This window comes from Allobosea sp. NPDC055594, from assembly GCF_053618995.1.
In genome coordinates, this window is record NZ_JBSHIO010000001.1 from 791,601 (window position 1) to 806,485 (window position 14,885).

Here is a 14,885-nt window from a genome sequence, read left to right on the forward strand (position 1 = left end):
GGCACCTTCCAACCCTGCTCCGGATATCACGGCCGGCCCAAATCACGACAGAGATGGGGCATCGAGATGGCTTCCACTACCCAGGAATCGCACTCTATCGACCATTTCTTTTCGGCGCCCTCGGGACGCCACGACCGGTGGCGGGAGCTCCATGCGACCGCCCGTGCCTGGGCCGGAGGCACTGGCGAGCGGACGGCGGTCGAGACGGCGCTCGCCGATGTCGGCGTGATAGAGGAGTTCCACGCCTTCCCGGGCATCGAACTGATGAGCGTGCTCCGCGAGAAGCTGCTCGGCGACGACAAGGCAGGGTTCCTTGCGCTGGCGAAGCGCATCTCGGTCGGGATCATCACCGGCAACTACAAGCACGACGCACGGGAGTGGCAATCGGGAGACCTCTCGCTGCCCGAGCCGGGCGATCTTCTGCCCCCGGCGCTCAGCGAACCCCAGAGCTATCGGCCATATTTCGAGCTCCTGGCCGTGACGCCGGCGCCCGCTTCACGCTGGTCCCATATCGCCAGCGAGTTCCGCCGGCTGCGGCGGGCGGAGGACGCATTCATCTACGAGGCCATTCCGGTGGGCAGCCTCGAGGATGCGGTCTGCGCCGCCGTGGTGAACCCCGACATCGCAGCCGTAGCGATCTATGAGGGCTTCGCCTTGCGCTCGCGTCACGATGCGCCGGTGCTGCGAAGCGTGCTCGCCGCCCAGCAGCCGCTGCTCGCGACCGCGGACGAAGCCGATCTGTCGCTGCGCCTCGCCGCCGGGCTGAAGGCGATCCGCCCCGAGCTCGACATCTACCTGCTGTCCGACCGGCGCGTCGAGAAGCTCGCCGGCGATCCGCGCGCCGCGATGATCCGCCGGGTGATGTACCAGATCGAGGAACCGCTCGAACTGCATCTCTCGGTGCTGGAGGGGATCAAGGCGCGCTACGAGACGCCATTCTTCGACAATCTCAAGCTGTATGCGCAAAGGCCGATCGCCACCTTTCACGCGCTGCCGATCGCGCGTGGCAAATCGGTGTTCCGCTCGCCCTGGATTCGCGACATGGGCCAGTTCTACGGCATCAACCTTTTCCTCGCCGAGAGCAGCGCCACGACCGGCGGCCTCGACAGCCTGCTGGAGCCGACCGGCAACATCAAGCGGGCGCAGGAAATGGCGGCGCGCGCCTTCGGGGCCGACCACGTCTTCTTCGTCACCAACGGCACCAGCACCTCGAACAAGATGGTGCTGCAGGCCCTGGTTGCGCCCGGCGACATCGTCATCCTCGACCGCAACTGCCACAAATCGCACCATTATGGCCTCGTGCTGAGCGGCGCCCAGCCCTTCTATGTCGAGGCCTTCCCGATGGTGGAATTCTCGATGTACGGGGCCGTACCGCTGCGCACGATCAAGAAGGCGCTGCTCGATTTGAAGGCGGAAGGCCGGCTCGACCGGGTCAAGATGGTCGACCTGACCAACTGCACCTTTGATGGCCACATCTACAACACCCGCCGGGTGATGGAGGAATGCCTCGCGATCAAGCCGGACCTGATCTTCCTCTGGGACGAGGCCTGGTTCGGCTTCGCACGCTGGTCACCCTTCCTGCGTCCGCGCACCGGCATGGGCGCGGCCGCCGATATCGAGGCCTGGGCCCAGACGCCCGACGCCATCGCCGAGCATGAGCGCCAGCTCGCCGAGCTGGGCGCCCCCCCTTCGCTCGAGAAGCTGCTCGATACCCGCCTGGTCCCCGATCCCCGGGCCATCCGCCTGCGCGTCTACCAGACCAATTCGACCCACAAATCAATGTCGGCGATCCGCCAGGGCTCTATGGTGCTGGTACGCGACGTCGATTTCCACAAGGTCGAGGCGCAGTTCCACGAGGCCGTCTTCACCCACGCCTCGACCAGCCCCAACCAGCAGCTGATCGCCAGCCTCGATGTCGCGCGGCGGCAGATGGAGCTCGAGGGCTACGGGCTGGTGATGAACGCGATCGAGGTCGCGCTCGACATTCGCCGCGAGGTCAATTCGCATCCGGTGATCGCGAAGTATTTCAGCATCGTCGGCGCGGACGGCATGGTACCCGCCGAATACCGCCGCAGCGGCTTCGTCGACTTCCTGGCGCCCGGAACCCGTTGGGACGACCAGTTGCGCAGCATGCGCGAGGACGAGTTCTGCCTCGATCCGACCCGCATGACCCTGGTCTGCGGCACGGCCGGCTTCGACGGTACCAGCTTCAAGGGGCTGCTCGCGGCGCAATACAACATCCAGGTCAACAAGACCTCGCGCAATTCCGTGCTGCTCCAGTCCAACATCAACAACACCCGCAGCGACGTCGCCCTGCTGATCAGCGTCCTCCTGAAGATCAGCGAAGGCATCGAGACGCGCCTCAAACATGGCGGGGAGTCCGAGCGCAAGGCCTTCGCCGCGAAGGTGCAGAGCCTGATGAAGGACGTGCCGGACCTGCCGAACTTCAGCCACTTCCATGAGTCCTTCCGGCAGGATGCCGGCGACACCACGCCCGAGGGCGATATCCGCTCGGCCTTCTTCGGCGCCTATCGCGAAGAGCAGTGCGAATACGTCCCGGTCGACGGCCCGGAATGCGACCGTCGGCTCAAGGACGGACCGGAGATGGTCTCGGCCAATTTCGTGATCCCCTACCCGCCGGGCTTCCCGATCCTGGTGCCGGGCCAGGTCGTGACCCACGAGACGATCACCTTCATGCGCAAGCTCGATGTGAAGGAAATCCATGGCTACGAGAAGGCCAGAGGCCTGAAACTGCTCAAGGTCGACAGTCTATCGGGCAAGAAAAGCGCCAGCCACGAAACCGGCCGCAAGAAATCGCGCCCCCCCTGATCGCCCCTGCCCACCTTCGATACAGGAACTGCGTCGCCAGATCAGGAGACCTCCCATGTTCGACTGGTTCGCCAGTACATTGCGCAGTTATCCGGAGATCGCGCTCTTCCTGTCACTGGCCATCGGCTATTATGTCGGCGGCTTCGCCTATAAGGGCTTCAGCCTCGGCGCAGTGACCTCGACGCTGATCGCCGCGGTCGTCATCGGCCAGCTCGGCATCACGATCTCGCCCAACGTCAAATCGACCTTCTTCCTGATGTTCCTGTTCGCCGTCGGCTACGGCGTCGGACCGCAATTCGTCCGCGGCATCGCCAAGGACGGCGCGCCGCAGGCAATCTTCGCGGTCGTCGTCACCGTCTTCTGTCTGGCGATCCCGGTCATCATCGCCAAGATCGCCGGATACCATCCCGGCTATGCCGCCGGCCTCTATGCGGGCTCACAGACCATTTCGGCCTCGATGGGGCTGGCGACCGATGCGATCAACCGCCTCGGCCTCTCACCCGAACAGACCAAGGAATATCTCGACGCCATGCCGGTCGCCTATGCGGTGACCTACATCTTCGGCACGGTTGGGTCGGCGATGGTTCTCGCCCTGCTCGGCCCCAAGCTGCTCAACATCGATCTCGTCCAGGCCTGCAAGGACTACGAAGCGCGGCTCGGCGGCGACAAGGAAATCGGCGGCGCCGGTTCGGTCTGGCGGCGCTTCGAATTGCGTGCCTTCCGGGTCCGGGCCGGCGCCAAGGTCGCCGGCATGCGCGCGGCCGAGGCCGAGGCGCTGGTGCCCGATGCGCGCGTCTTCGTCGAGCGCATCCGCCGCGACGGCGTGATCATGGATGCGACCACCGACACCATCCTCCAGGAAGGCGACATCGTCGCCGTCGCCGGGCCGCGCGAAGTGCTCGTCAACCTGATCGGCCAGAATGCCGAAGAGGTCGAGGACCCCGAGCTGCTCGACGTGAAGGCAGAGGGCGTCGACGTCTACGTCACCAGCAAGGAAGCCGATGGCAAGACGCTGGCCGAACTCTCACGGCTGCCATCGGCCCGCGGTGTCTTCCTGCGCAGGATCGTGCGCGGCGCCACCGCGACCCACATCCCGATCCACGCCAACACCGTGATCCATCGCGGCGACATCCTGACCATCGTCGGCCGCACCCAGGACATCGCGGCTGTCGCCAAGGTGATCGGCCATCCCGACCGGCCGAGCGATGTCGCCGACGTCGCCTTCATCGGCGGCGCGATCACGCTCGGCGCGCTGATCGGCGCACTCGTCTTCAAGGTCGGCGGCGCGCCGCTGACGCTGTCGACCGCCGGCGGCGCGCTGATCTCAGGTCTGGTCTTCGGCTGGCTGCGCTCGGTGCGCCCGCTCTTCGGCCGCATTCCGAGTTCGACCGTCTGGTTCATGAACTCGGTCGGCCTCAACATGTTCATCGCGGTCGTCGGCATCTCGGCCGGGCCCGGCTTCGTCAAAGGCCTGCAGACGCAAGGTGTCGGCCTCTTCCTCTGGGGCGCACTGGCCACGACCATCCCGCTGATCCTGGCGATGTTCGCCGGCAAGTACATCTTCCGCTTCGACCCGGCGATCCTGCTCGGCGCCTGCGCCGGGGCACGCACCACGACCGCCGCGCTCGGCATGATCTGCGAGACCGCCAAGAGCCAGGTCCCCGCCCTCGGCTACACCGTGACCTATGCGGTCGGAAACACCCTCCTGACGATCTGGGGCATGGTGATCATCATGCTGCTGACCTAGGCGGGCCAAGGAAAGCCTTCGATCTCAGCCTCTTACCGGGAGCATATCATGGATCCTGTCACGCTGCGGACCTTCGAGACGCTCAGCCCCTTCGAGATCAAGGACGAGCTGATCCGGCTCGCCAAGCTAACCGCCCAGAATTCCTCGATCGCCATGCTCAATGCCGGGCGCGGCAATCCGAACTGGGTTGCGACGACGCCGCGGGAAGGCTTCTTCCTGCTCGGTCAGTTCGCGATCACCGAAAGCCGGAGGGTGATGAGCAAGCCGGCGGGCGTCGGCGGCATGCCCAAGGCCGATGGAATCGCCATGCGGCTGGACGAATGGCTCGCCGCACACAAGGATTCCCCCGGCGCCACCTTCCTGCGCGACATGGTCGCCTTCGCCGTCAAGAAATTCGACTTCAAGCCCGACGCCTTCGTGCATGAGCTCGTCGACTCGATCATCGGCGACAACTACCCGGTTCCCGACCGCATGCTCGTCCACAATGAGCGCATCGTGCACGAATACCTGATGTGGGCGATGTGCGGCGAGCCGCGTCCCGCCGGCCAGTTCGACCTCTATGCCGTCGAGGGCGGCACGGCGGCGATGTGCTACATCTTCAAGTCGCTGAAGGCCAACCGGCTCCTCAACCCCGGCGACACCATCGCGCTGGCGACGCCGATCTTCACCCCCTATCTCGAAATGCCGCATCTCGAGGATTACGGGCTCAATATCGTCACGGTGGCGGCACCCCAGGAGAACCGCTTCCAGTTCACCGACGAGGAGCTGAAGAAGCTCGAGGATCCGAAGATCAAGGCCTTCTTCGTCGTCAACCCCGGCAATCCGTACGCGGTCGCCCTCAGCGAGGAGACCATCGCCAAGATCGTCAAGCTCGTTAAGACCAAGCGTCCCGATCTGATGCTGCTGACCGACGACGTCTACGGCACCTTCGTGAAGGGCTTCCGCGGCCTGCTCGGCGCCCTGCCCCACAACACGATCGGCGTCTACTCCTATTCCAAATATTTCGGCTGCACCGGCTGGCGGCTCGGCGTCATCTCGATCCACCGCGACAACATCTTCGACAAGGCGATCGCAAAGCATCCCGCGAACATCCAGACGGCGCTCGACAAGCGCTATGGCGCGCTCACCCTGAAGCCGCGCGAGATCAAGATGATCGACCGCATCGTCGCCGACAGCCGCGACGTGGCGCTCAACCACACCGCCGGCCTGTCGCTGCCGCAGCAGGTGATGATGTCGCTGTTCTCGCTGTCGGAGATGATGGACGAGGCCAAGCTCTACCAGAAGACCTGCATGGAGATCGTCCACTCGCGCGCCCAGCGGATGGTGGAGGGGCTCGGCATCGAGGTGCCAGACAACCCGCTCCATGACCGCTATTACGGCCTGGTCGACTTCGAGTTCTGGGCCAACAAATATGTCGGCCCGGAGGTGGTGGCCTATATGAAGGAGCACATCCACCCGCTCGACATCGTCTTCCGCCTGGCAGAGGACCACGGCATCGTGCTCCTGAACGGCGGCGGCTTCCATGCTCCGGACTGGTCGGTCCGCGTCTCCTTCGCCAATCTCGACGACGAGGTCTACAGCCAGATCGGCCGCGCCACCCGCGCCGTGGCACGCGGCTACCGCCAGGCCTTCGACGCCTACAACCAGGCGCTCGCCACCACGAAATCGCCAGGAGGCGCCAAGAAGGCATGACTGTGCCCGTCGTGACGTCCGCCAGTTGATCTTGCGTCCGATGCCGGTCCGCCGACGGGACGGCCCGGCTTTCCAGCGAGGCAGGAGATGGGTTTCGTTGTCGAGGGTCTGCGCAACAATCCCGAGCTCGCAGTCTTCCTGACGGTCGCGCTCGGCTTCCTGATCGGCCGGCTGAAATTCGGCAGTTTCAGTCTGGGCGTGGTCGTCGGCTGCCTGATGGCCGGCGTGCTCGTCGGGCAACTCGACATCAAGGTCCCGGCCACCGTGAAGGCGGTGTTCTTCGATCTCTTCCTGTTCACCACCGGCTACAAGGTCGGGCCGCAGTTCTTCCGTGCCCTGAAACGCGACGCCCTGCCGCAAATGGCGCTCACCGTCGTGCTCTGCGTCACCTGCCTGCTGACGGCCCTGACCTTCGCGAAGCTGCTGGACTTCGACATGGGCACGGCCGCCGGCCTGCTTGCCGGCGCCTTTTCGGAATCGACGGTGATCGGCACCGCCGGCGAGGCGATCCAGCGGCTCGACCTGCCGCAGGCGCAGCGAGACGCGCTCGTCAACAACATCCCCGTTGCCTATGCCGTCACCTATCTGGTCGGGACCGCCGTGCTGGTCTGGTTCCTGCCGAAAATCGGCCCGAAGCTGATGCGCATCGATCTCCGCGAGGCGGCGGCGGCCATGCAATCGGCGGCGGGCGCTGCCGCCGGCCATGCGGAGGGCGTAACCTCGGCCGCGCGGCTGTTCGATGTCCGCGCCTATCGGGTCGAGAACCCGACCCTGGCCGGCAAGACCATCGGTGAACTCGAAGCTTCCACGAAGGGAGTCCGTGCCTTCGTGCTGCGGGTCCGCTCCGGCCCCTCCCTGTTCGACCATGCCTCCGACCACCGGATCCAGGCCGGCGATGTCATCGCCGTGATGGCGAAATACGAAATCCACGCCGCCCGGGGCGACGTCATCGGTCCGGAGGTCAGCGACCCCGAGCTGCTCGACATCCCGCTCGAGGCGCTCGACGTCGTCCTGACCAATCGCACGATCGATGGCCGGTCCCTGGCGGAGCTGGCGCAAGGCACCTTCGCGCGCGGCGTCTTCATGTCCAAGCTGACGCGGGCCGGCATCGCGATGCCGATCACTCCGGCGACGAAGGTCAACCGCGGCGATATGATGTCCCTGGTCGGGCCGCTGGCGGAGGTCGAGCAGGCCGCCGCCGAACTCGGCTATCCCGACCGCCAGACCTCGGCGACGGACATGATCTTCGTCGGACTGGGCATTTTCCTCGGCGGCCTGTTCGGCCTGCTCTCCGTGGTCGTCTGGGGGATCCCCCTGACGCTGACGGCGAGCGGCGGTGCGCTGTTCATGGGCCTGGTCTTCGGCTGGCTGCGTTCGGCCTATCCCTTCTTCGGCCGCATTCCCGAGCCGGCCATCTGGATCTTCGACACGGTCGGGCTTTGCATATTCATCGGCATTGTCGGAATCGGGGCCGGACCGAGCTTCGTCGCCGGGCTCAAGGCGACCGGAGCCAGCCTGATCGTCGTCGGCCTCGTCTCGTCGCTGCTGCCGCATATCGTCGGCATTCTCTTCGGCTACTACGTGCTGAAGATGAACCCGCTCATCGTGCTCGGCGCCTGCGCCGGCGCCGGCACCATCACAGCCGCACTCAGGGCCGTCCAGGACGAGGCACAAAGCAGCATCCCCGCCCTCGGCTACACGGTGCCTTATGCGATCGGCAACATCCTGCTCACGGCCTGGGGGCCTATCCTTGTCGCCCTGATGGCGAGATAAAGGTCTGGCGCGCGCCTCCCGGCGACGTCAGCTCCTGCCCACGCCCTTTCCAAGGAAGCGATCCATGCACAGACCAGATGCAGACAGACGCAAGCCCACCAGGTTCATTGCAGTGAGCTGCATCATGGCCGTACTGCTCTCGCCCGCCCTGTCCGGTTGCGTATCGACCGGCGCGCCGCCCTCCTCCGAAGGGCCCCGCTACACCCAGCCGGGCATCGGCGCGCCGACACGCCAGACCGACCTCTTCGGCAACAGCGTCCTTCCCTGAAACTGCGCTCCCTGCCGCGCGCCGAATCCACGGCGTGCAGCAGGCTTCAGTCAGGACCGGCCGCAGACCCGGCAGGTCCCGACCCATGCACCCCGACGCCGGGCCGGCGGCCCAGCCCGGCTCGAGGGCGTGATGTTTCCGCGCCTGCCCCGGTGCATCCCGCTCGTGAGGGCCTCGCTGCGCTCGGCATCGTCCGCCGGGCCAGCAAGGCCCTGCCGACGGGCCGGATACGCCGAGGCGGCTATGGCATCGGACCGAAAAGTGGACTCCACGTTTCGGAAAACTCCAATGCGATAACAAAAACATAGATCACCGTGACCGCGTCCGAACGGACGCGCGGCGATCTAGCTGACGCGCAAAGCGGAGGCGCCAATCTGCGCTGGCTACCCGTGGGAACGGCCGGCTTCGGCGCTCCCGACGATCGGAGGCCTGCCGTCCGGCACGCAGAAGCCCTGGGCGCGGCCCTCGCTTATCAAGCTACATATGGTCAGGCCGACAGCATCGCCCTCGCTCGCCCGTCCCGCGCGATAATGATCGATCTGTTCGCGCTCCAGTTTCGCCAGTCGATCCAGCCATTCCTTGTTCGTCATGGATAGCGGCCTCCCCGATGCGGCAGGAGAGTCTAGACCTTGGGCGGCAGGCGCCCATGACGCAAATCAATTTCCGAGCGCCCCGCTTCGGAAAAATGAGGAAACCGCATCGGCGCGGCCCAGGCGGCCTCGCGGACCGGGCTTCGAGGGTCAGAATGGCAAGCCTGCTGACGAGATTGCGCGCGCCGGCGCGGCTCAGCTTGTTCCAACCCAAACGGATCCGGCTCTACAGGGTCCGCACCCATTCCCTCAGATTGCTGAAAAACGCGTCGGATACCGGGCCACGGCACTGGTAGCGATCATAGAAGGTCTGGGCATCGCGTTTTGCGAAAGCGGCTTGCTGCTGAATGCTCGCGGATACGACCGCGCCGACCGTCAGCCCGTTCTCCAGCGCCGCTTCACGGCTGCCATAGCCGTGCCGCCCTTCGCCGGCCGCGAAGCCACGCATCATGTCTCCCATCATTTTTCGCTTTGCCAATCGCTCCAGATCATAGACCGCAGCACCAATGCCGATATTTTTACATGTATTATTGAATAGAGATGAAAATTCATAAGCGTAATAAACAGCACTGGAAAAATCAAAAGTCGGCTTTTTGCTCGCCACGATCTCTGAAAGAACGCCTTTCGCCGAGAATGAATCACCAGAAAATGAATAATTTTCTATTTCTGTTTTTGCGACCGAAACCCCGCCAGCTAAAGCCTTCTTGAAACCCTCGAGGGCCTGATCATATTTCCGTTCATTGTGATACCCGATGGCGATGTTGAAGTCGGCCATCGGATAGTCCAGCGCGGACGCCTCCCGATACAGGGCATTTGCCTTGGAAAGGTCTTTTCCAGCCTCGAAGGCACGCCCGAGCTGATATTTGAAGCGAGCGACCTTCGGATGCTGCTTTATTGACTTGCCGCACTCTTCGATCGCGCTTTCAAATGGCAGCTTTCCCAGCGCGACGCCTGCGCCCTTTTTTCGGGGGTCGCTGGGGTGGGCTGCGAGTGCGTCGCAAGCCGTCGCCTCGACATTCTGGTCACTAAAGGATTCGGAAATGAGGTAGACGCTGCCGGCGAGCGCCACGAATGCCGCTGCCGCGACGATGCGCTTGTTCTGCATAGCCAATCCGAAGCCTCTCGACCGTCTTATACTACGGAAGCTTCCGGAAACCGCAATTGCGCCGCCACTGTTCTAAGAGAGCATCCACGCCAACGGATTTCGCAGGAGCAGCTGCGCCTGTGCGTGCCGGCGGCGATCGACGACCTGTTGCATGACAGCGACGCTGACACGCCACCGGCTTCGCCGCGCCGATCGATGCAGGTGGATGGGGGCGATCCAGGTGGCCGGTCAGTCGTGCCAGGGCAGCTCCGGCGCCCGATCAGCCATCTCAAGAAACACGGCCGCGGACGCCAGACAGGCGATGGCGAAATAGATCATGCGGCAGCTCCAGATCGCCATCCGTTTCGAGGCGATCTTGGCAGCCCTGGGTAAAGCTTCGCCTAACGCCCGGTCGGCCGTCGAACGGCAAACCCACGGCCGCGCGGCCTCACGCACGGCGTCGATCGCGGAGGGCAAGACAACCTTTTGTTAACTCTGCGCGCCTCTGTTGAAGCCCTCAACGAAGGAGCCTCCAATGAATCGACGTTCATTTCTCACTGCCCTGTTCGGCGGCATCGCCGCTACGGCGGTCGGAACCGTGGTCGCAAGCGAGGCGGCAAAAGCGTCCCAGCTGCCGCTCGACACGGCCGCCAAGCTTGACGAGACCCCGTCGGAATTCACCCAGTACTACCGCGGCCGGCCTTATCGCGGCCCGCGTCGGCAGCGCCAAGTCTGCACCGTAACGCGGGACCGGTTCGGACGCCGCCGGCGGGTTTGCCGCTGGGTGTACTGATAAGACCGCCCCGGCCCCGCATGAGCAGGGCCGGGGCGCTTCACGGCAGGATAGCCGGAGGCCTGCGCCGGGCGAACAGGTTCAGCCGCGCACGCATCATCACGGCTCCGGGCAAGATTGGACCGAGCGCCGGGTCATTATTGCCGGAGAGCTGCCAACCGCCGCGCTCCGACCGGCTTTGCGGAGCGCTGACGAACACAGCCAGCGCGGCACGGGCGGGCATGCGCAGCTTGTGCAAATATCGCCTGCAGCGATCCGCAGCGGCATCATTCATCGCCTTGCCGACGGGATAAGGAGCTTTCCGGGCGCGGCTGCGGCGCAAAAACGTCGCGCAGCTCAGTGAGCTCCGCAATCATTCCTGAAGTCCGCCCTGATTGCGGGGCATGCGTTCACGAGCTGCCTGATCGCCTTCGCCGCCCCGGTCAGTGGTACCCGCTTTGTATCGACCAGTTTGTGCAGGTCGCCGTCACCCCTGATCTGCTTCTCGATACCGCGCTGCGTCAACGTCAGGATGGTCTCCTTGCCGCGGACTTCGAGGCCGACGAAAACCCCGTCGGGAAAAAGGATAGCCCTGCCGCGCTGCGTGTCCTGGATAATGCCGCAGGCATTGCTCTTGAGTTGCAGGAACCCGCGCGGGTGGTTTTCGAACACCACGCTCCCCCCCGCCCCCGGCCTGCCCTCGACAACATAGAGCCCGCGCATTGGCTTGGTTGATTCGGGCGACAGTCCCCGCGTCATCCGGACCAGGACCGAGTCGCCCCGCATGAGATCGACGCCGCGAAATCCGCAGGCGAGACCAAAGCTCTCTCCGTCCACGTCGATATGGGCAGACAGGCCGAACAAGGCGTGATTGCCATAGCGCCAGTTCGCCTGCTGCTCTCGCGGCGGCTGGTCCCGTGGGGCTGCCGGCACGCTCTGGGAGACAGCATGCGTCGGGGCGCCCCGTGGCGACTCGGATAAAGGTGTGTTGAGCAGCACTTCACCATCGTCCTGCTCGGCGGCGACAACGCCCGTGCTCCTGCTACCGACGCTGGCGAGGCTGCCGCGAAACGCGGCCTCCAGTAACGCCTTCTCCTCGGGGCCGGGATTGCCGAAATATCTGCGGGAGGTCGGGTTGGCCTTGAGGAGCAAGCCCCAGAGGTTGCGATTCTGGCGATCGATAATCACCGCAAGCTTGTTGTCGGCGCAGTCATGTGGCTGGCAGAGTTCCGCGACCGTCCAGCTCTTGCCCGATGCGTCCCGCATCGTCTCAGGAGCGGAGGCGACGCCCGACAGGTCGCCGACCCAAGAGTTATTGAATCCTGAGCCCTTTATCGCGTGAGACCACTTCGCCTTGATCCAAGGCTCCTTCAGCAAGTGCATAGGGTGATCTTGAGACAACACCGGCGATGCCAAGAGCGCCATTGTCAAAGTCGCAGCCAGTCTAAGCATCATATAGCCCCTGTCGGATCGCCCCAGCGTCACCTTGCGGCTTGGCTGCGGTCAAGGGGCTACCTGCACCACGTCGCATCTCGCCGGCTCTCGTCAATGCGAGCCTGTACGGCGACCTCCTAGGAGAGCCGCCTGGCAATCCACGTCGCAAGCGCCTTCCGCATCCTCAGGGATCCAGACAGGTGAGACGGGTCGGCGAGACGGAGGCGCTGACCGGCGCAATCCTCGATCTGTTCAACCATGTGCGGGAGATTTCTCGAATCGCAGCCGGCGGCGGCCCCTGACGGTCCGCCTGTCGGCAGCTATTGCAACTTGCCCGCAAGGGCAAAAAAATGGATCATCTCAAGGGAAGTGGCGGACAGGGAGGGATTTGAACCCCCGATACCCGTGAAGGTATGCCGCATTTCGAGTGCGGTGCATTCAACCACTCTGCCACCTGTCCGCGGTGCTCAAGTCGAAGCGGGGTGCTTGTTACACACGAGTCCCGCGCTGCACAAGCCCGTTCATGCAGAACTCGACAGCTCTTCGCTCGAGCGCCCCGCGCCCTCCGTCGAACGCGGAGTTTTCCTTGACGCAAGCGCCCTCCGCGCCTAGAGAGCCTCATCCGGCGTGGGGAAACCCGCGCCTGATCTCTTTTGGCCGAAGCCTCGTCAGGTTCGAGATCGAACCGGCAGCGACAGGCCCGAGGAGCGAACCCAAAACGCAACGACTGCCAAAAAGCCGCCCCGCATGCGCTCCCTTCGCGGATCCATGACCGGGCGGGGCCGAACATGGAGAACAATGATGTTCGCAGTCATCAAGACCGGCGGCAAGCAATTCCGCGTCGCCACCAATGACCGCATCACGATCGCCAAGCTCGAGGGCAACCCGGGCGACACCGTCGCCTTCGGCTCCGTGCTGATGCTGACCGATGGCGAGAAGTCGACGATCGGCGCACCCTTCCTGGGCGACATCACCGTCGCCGGCGAGATCGTCGAGCAGACCCGCGGCGAGAAGGTCATCGCCTTCAAGAAGCGCCGCCGCCAGAATTCGAAGCGCAAGCGCGGCTTCCGCGCCGAGCTGACCGTGGTGCGCATCACCGAGATCCTCACCGGTGGCAAGAAGCCGGAGATGAAGAAGGGCGAAGCCGCCCCCGTCGCGCTCAAGGCCGGCAGCAAAGCCGTCAAGGGCAAGTCGACCAAGGCCGCCAAGGCCGAGGGCCTCGACGCCTCGAACCTCTCGCTGATCTCGGGCGTCGGCCCGACCATCGAGAAGAAGCTGCGCGCCGCCGGCATCACCTCGTGGAACGACATCGCGTCGTGGACCGAGGCCGACATCGCCAAGTGGGACGAGGAGCTCAAGCTGCGCGGCCGCGCCACCCGCGAAGAGTGGGTCGAGCAGGCCAAGGAGCTGCTCGCCGGCAAGCCGCCGCGGGCCAAGGCCGACCAGGCCGAGCTTGCCTCGGGTGAGGACTACTGACCCCGGCTGTCAGCCTCGCAAGAGCTTCGTTTCCGAAACGGGTGGCATTTGCCGCCGATTCGGGTTACATGGACTGAAGAGTTTTCAAGGTAGGGCGTTATGGCTCACAAAAAAGCAGGCGGCTCGTCGCGCAATGGTCGCGACTCCGAAAGCAAGCGTCTCGGCGTGAAGCGCTTCGGCGACCAGGCGGTCGTGGCCGGCAACATCATCGTGCGTCAGCGCGGCACTAAATTCCATCCCGGCGTGAACGTTGGCCTTGGCAAGGATCATACCCTTTTTGCCACGGCGAACGGCCGCGTCCGATTCACGACGAAACTCGGCCGAGCTTTCGTCAACGTAGTCCCGGCCCAAGAGGCCGCAGAATAAACGGCGGATAGGGAACTCTCTCGATCCGTCGGTTCCATCGAACCGGACGATCGAGAAGGGGCAAAAACCCGTCACGGGTTTCCCGAAGGTCAGCGAACCGGGGGAGATGGGACCAAAGCCCATCTCCCCTTTCTCGTTGCGCCGACGGAGAGACCTGATGTTCCCCGAACTGACAAGAGACGACGTCTTCCGGCTCGAGACGCGGCGGCTGTGGCTGCGCTGGCCGCGGGTGGCCGATGCTGCCGCGATCCTGCGGCTCGCCGGCGCCAAGGCCGTGGCCGAAATGACGGCCTCGATCCCGCACCCCTACCCGTCCGGAGCGGCCGAGCCCTTCATCTTCGCAATGCGCAAGGGCAACGCGCTCGGCGAGCATCTGGTGCTGGCGATCACGCCGCGCGACCGGCCCAATGAGCTGATCGGGATGATTGGCGCGCACCCGCAGGCCAGCGGGCGCCCCTTCATCGGCTACTGGCTCGGCACGCCGCACTGGAACAAGGGCTACGCGACCGAGGCCGTGCAGGCCCTGATCGATACGCTGTTCTCTCTGGTCGAGATCGAGGCTGTCGAGGCCGACAGCCGCGTCATCAACCCGGCCTCGCGCCGGGTCCTGGAGAAGAGCGGCTTCCGCCAGGAGGGCTCCTTCCTGAAGTCTCTGCCGGCGCGCGGCGGTCTCTTCCCCTGCGAGCAGTTCCGGCTCGACCGCTCGACCTGGGCCGCCCTGAAGAGCTGGAGCTCTTCAGGCTGGGCTCCGGCCCAGCAGCGGCAGCAGCAGGAGCAGAGCTCGAACCGCAGCGAAGAGCCCTGCATGGCCTGAGCCCCGGCGGGTTCGCAATCGGGCGAACCCGCGCCGCCGG

The 14,885-nt window shown here is 64.8% G+C and carries 13 protein-coding genes and 1 tRNA gene; 9 read left to right on the plus strand and 5 right to left on the minus strand.

The window, feature by feature from the left end; translation table 11 throughout:
- Positions 1–66 precede the first annotated feature (66 nt).
- The 5 genes from ACWGRX_RS03720 (at position 67) to ACWGRX_RS03740 (ending at position 8,309) form a co-directional block, all read left to right on the plus strand.
- Positions 67–2,829 (plus strand): decarboxylase, encoded by a 2,763-nt coding sequence (locus tag ACWGRX_RS03720; protein ID WP_452116451.1) that lies wholly within the window; start codon positions 67–69, stop codon positions 2,827–2,829.
- Positions 2,830–2,884: 55 nt separating this feature from the next.
- Positions 2,885–4,576 carry an aspartate-alanine antiporter gene (gene aspT, locus ACWGRX_RS03725; protein ID WP_452116452.1) on the plus strand — a complete coding sequence of 564 codons (1,692 nt, stop codon included), beginning with the start codon at positions 2,885–2,887 and terminating at the stop codon, positions 4,574–4,576.
- Between the two features lie 48 nt (positions 4,577–4,624).
- Complete coding sequence (locus ACWGRX_RS03730) at positions 4,625–6,268, plus strand: bifunctional aspartate transaminase/aspartate 4-decarboxylase (protein ID WP_452116453.1); 1,644 nt, start codon at positions 4,625–4,627, stop codon at positions 6,266–6,268.
- 87 nt (positions 6,269–6,355) lie between these two features.
- Positions 6,356–8,041 carry an aspartate-alanine antiporter gene (gene aspT, locus ACWGRX_RS03735; protein WP_452116454.1) on the plus strand — a complete coding sequence of 562 codons (1,686 nt, stop codon included), beginning with the start codon at positions 6,356–6,358 and terminating at the stop codon, positions 8,039–8,041.
- Positions 8,042–8,165: 124 nt separating this feature from the next.
- The gene (locus ACWGRX_RS03740; protein WP_452116455.1) at positions 8,166–8,309 is read left to right on the plus strand and encodes a hypothetical protein; all 144 of its coding nucleotides are present in this window, start codon (positions 8,166–8,168) and stop codon (positions 8,307–8,309) included.
- 383 nt (positions 8,310–8,692) lie between these two features.
- Here ACWGRX_RS03740 and ACWGRX_RS03745 read toward each other — a convergent pair whose 3' ends face one another.
- Positions 8,693–8,899, minus strand: a complete 207-nt coding sequence (locus ACWGRX_RS03745) for a hypothetical protein (protein WP_452116456.1) — start codon at positions 8,897–8,899, stop codon at positions 8,693–8,695.
- 226 nt (positions 8,900–9,125) lie between these two features.
- On the minus strand, positions 9,126–10,004 hold the full coding sequence (locus ACWGRX_RS03750; RefSeq protein WP_452116457.1) for a tetratricopeptide repeat protein: 879 nt from the start codon (positions 10,002–10,004) through the stop codon (positions 9,126–9,128).
- Positions 10,005–10,518: 514 nt separating this feature from the next.
- Here ACWGRX_RS03750 and ACWGRX_RS03755 point away from each other — a divergent pair.
- Positions 10,519–10,776, plus strand: a complete 258-nt coding sequence (locus ACWGRX_RS03755; RefSeq protein WP_452116458.1) for a hypothetical protein — start codon at positions 10,519–10,521, stop codon at positions 10,774–10,776.
- A 40-nt stretch (positions 10,777–10,816) separates the two neighbouring features.
- Here the strand turns inward: ACWGRX_RS03755 and ACWGRX_RS03760 are convergent, their stop codons facing one another.
- The 3 genes from ACWGRX_RS03760 to ACWGRX_RS03770 all read right to left on the minus strand — a co-directional run bounded on the left by ACWGRX_RS03760 (position 10,817) and on the right by ACWGRX_RS03770 (position 12,649).
- Positions 10,817–11,050, minus strand: a complete 234-nt coding sequence (locus tag ACWGRX_RS03760; RefSeq protein WP_452116459.1) for a hypothetical protein — start codon at positions 11,048–11,050, stop codon at positions 10,817–10,819.
- Between the two features lie 62 nt (positions 11,051–11,112).
- On the minus strand, positions 11,113–12,138 hold the full coding sequence (locus tag ACWGRX_RS03765) for an Ivy family c-type lysozyme inhibitor (RefSeq protein ID WP_452116460.1): 1,026 nt from the start codon (positions 12,136–12,138) through the stop codon (positions 11,113–11,115).
- 421 nt (positions 12,139–12,559) lie between these two features.
- A tRNA-Ser gene (locus tag ACWGRX_RS03770) sits at positions 12,560–12,649 on the minus strand.
- Between the two features lie 341 nt (positions 12,650–12,990).
- Between ACWGRX_RS03770 and rplU the strand changes: the two genes are divergently transcribed.
- The 3 genes from rplU to ACWGRX_RS03785 all read left to right on the plus strand — a co-directional run bounded on the left by rplU (position 12,991) and on the right by ACWGRX_RS03785 (position 14,845).
- Positions 12,991–13,665 (plus strand): 50S ribosomal protein L21, encoded by a 675-nt coding sequence (gene rplU, locus ACWGRX_RS03775; RefSeq protein ID WP_452116461.1) that lies wholly within the window; start codon positions 12,991–12,993, stop codon positions 13,663–13,665.
- 99 nt (positions 13,666–13,764) lie between these two features.
- Complete coding sequence (gene rpmA, locus ACWGRX_RS03780; protein ID WP_291638852.1) at positions 13,765–14,031, plus strand: 50S ribosomal protein L27; 267 nt, start codon at positions 13,765–13,767, stop codon at positions 14,029–14,031.
- Positions 14,032–14,188: 157 nt separating this feature from the next.
- Positions 14,189–14,845: a GNAT family N-acetyltransferase gene (locus ACWGRX_RS03785; protein WP_291647073.1), complete on the plus strand. Its 657-nt coding sequence runs from the start codon at positions 14,189–14,191 to the stop codon at positions 14,843–14,845.
- The last annotated feature ends 40 nt before the right edge of the window (positions 14,846–14,885 follow it).

Coding starts and splice junctions, on each gene's coding strand:
- ACWGRX_RS03720 (WP_452116451.1), top strand. CDS start 67: ATGGCTTCCACTACCCAGGAATCGCACTCTATCGACCATTTCTTTTCG.
- rplU (WP_452116461.1), top strand. CDS start 12,991: ATGTTCGCAGTCATCAAGACCGGCGGCAAGCAATTCCGCGTCGCCACC.
- ACWGRX_RS03755 (WP_452116458.1), top strand. CDS start 10,519: ATGAATCGACGTTCATTTCTCACTGCCCTGTTCGGCGGCATCGCCGCT.
- ACWGRX_RS03730 (WP_452116453.1), top strand. CDS start 4,625: ATGGATCCTGTCACGCTGCGGACCTTCGAGACGCTCAGCCCCTTCGAG.
- aspT (WP_452116454.1), top strand. CDS start 6,356: ATGGGTTTCGTTGTCGAGGGTCTGCGCAACAATCCCGAGCTCGCAGTC.
- ACWGRX_RS03765 (WP_452116460.1), bottom strand. CDS start 12,138: ATGCACTTGCTGAAGGAGCCTTGGATCAAGGCGAAGTGGTCTCACGCG.
- rpmA (WP_291638852.1), top strand. CDS start 13,765: ATGGCTCACAAAAAAGCAGGCGGCTCGTCGCGCAATGGTCGCGACTCC.
- ACWGRX_RS03760 (WP_452116459.1), bottom strand. CDS start 11,050: ATGAATGATGCCGCTGCGGATCGCTGCAGGCGATATTTGCACAAGCTG.
- ACWGRX_RS03745 (WP_452116456.1), bottom strand. CDS start 8,899: ATGACGAACAAGGAATGGCTGGATCGACTGGCGAAACTGGAGCGCGAA.
- ACWGRX_RS03750 (WP_452116457.1), bottom strand. CDS start 10,004: ATGCAGAACAAGCGCATCGTCGCGGCAGCGGCATTCGTGGCGCTCGCC.
- ACWGRX_RS03785 (WP_291647073.1), top strand. CDS start 14,189: ATGTTCCCCGAACTGACAAGAGACGACGTCTTCCGGCTCGAGACGCGG.
- aspT (WP_452116452.1), top strand. CDS start 2,885: ATGTTCGACTGGTTCGCCAGTACATTGCGCAGTTATCCGGAGATCGCG.
- ACWGRX_RS03740 (WP_452116455.1), top strand. CDS start 8,166: ATGGCCGTACTGCTCTCGCCCGCCCTGTCCGGTTGCGTATCGACCGGC.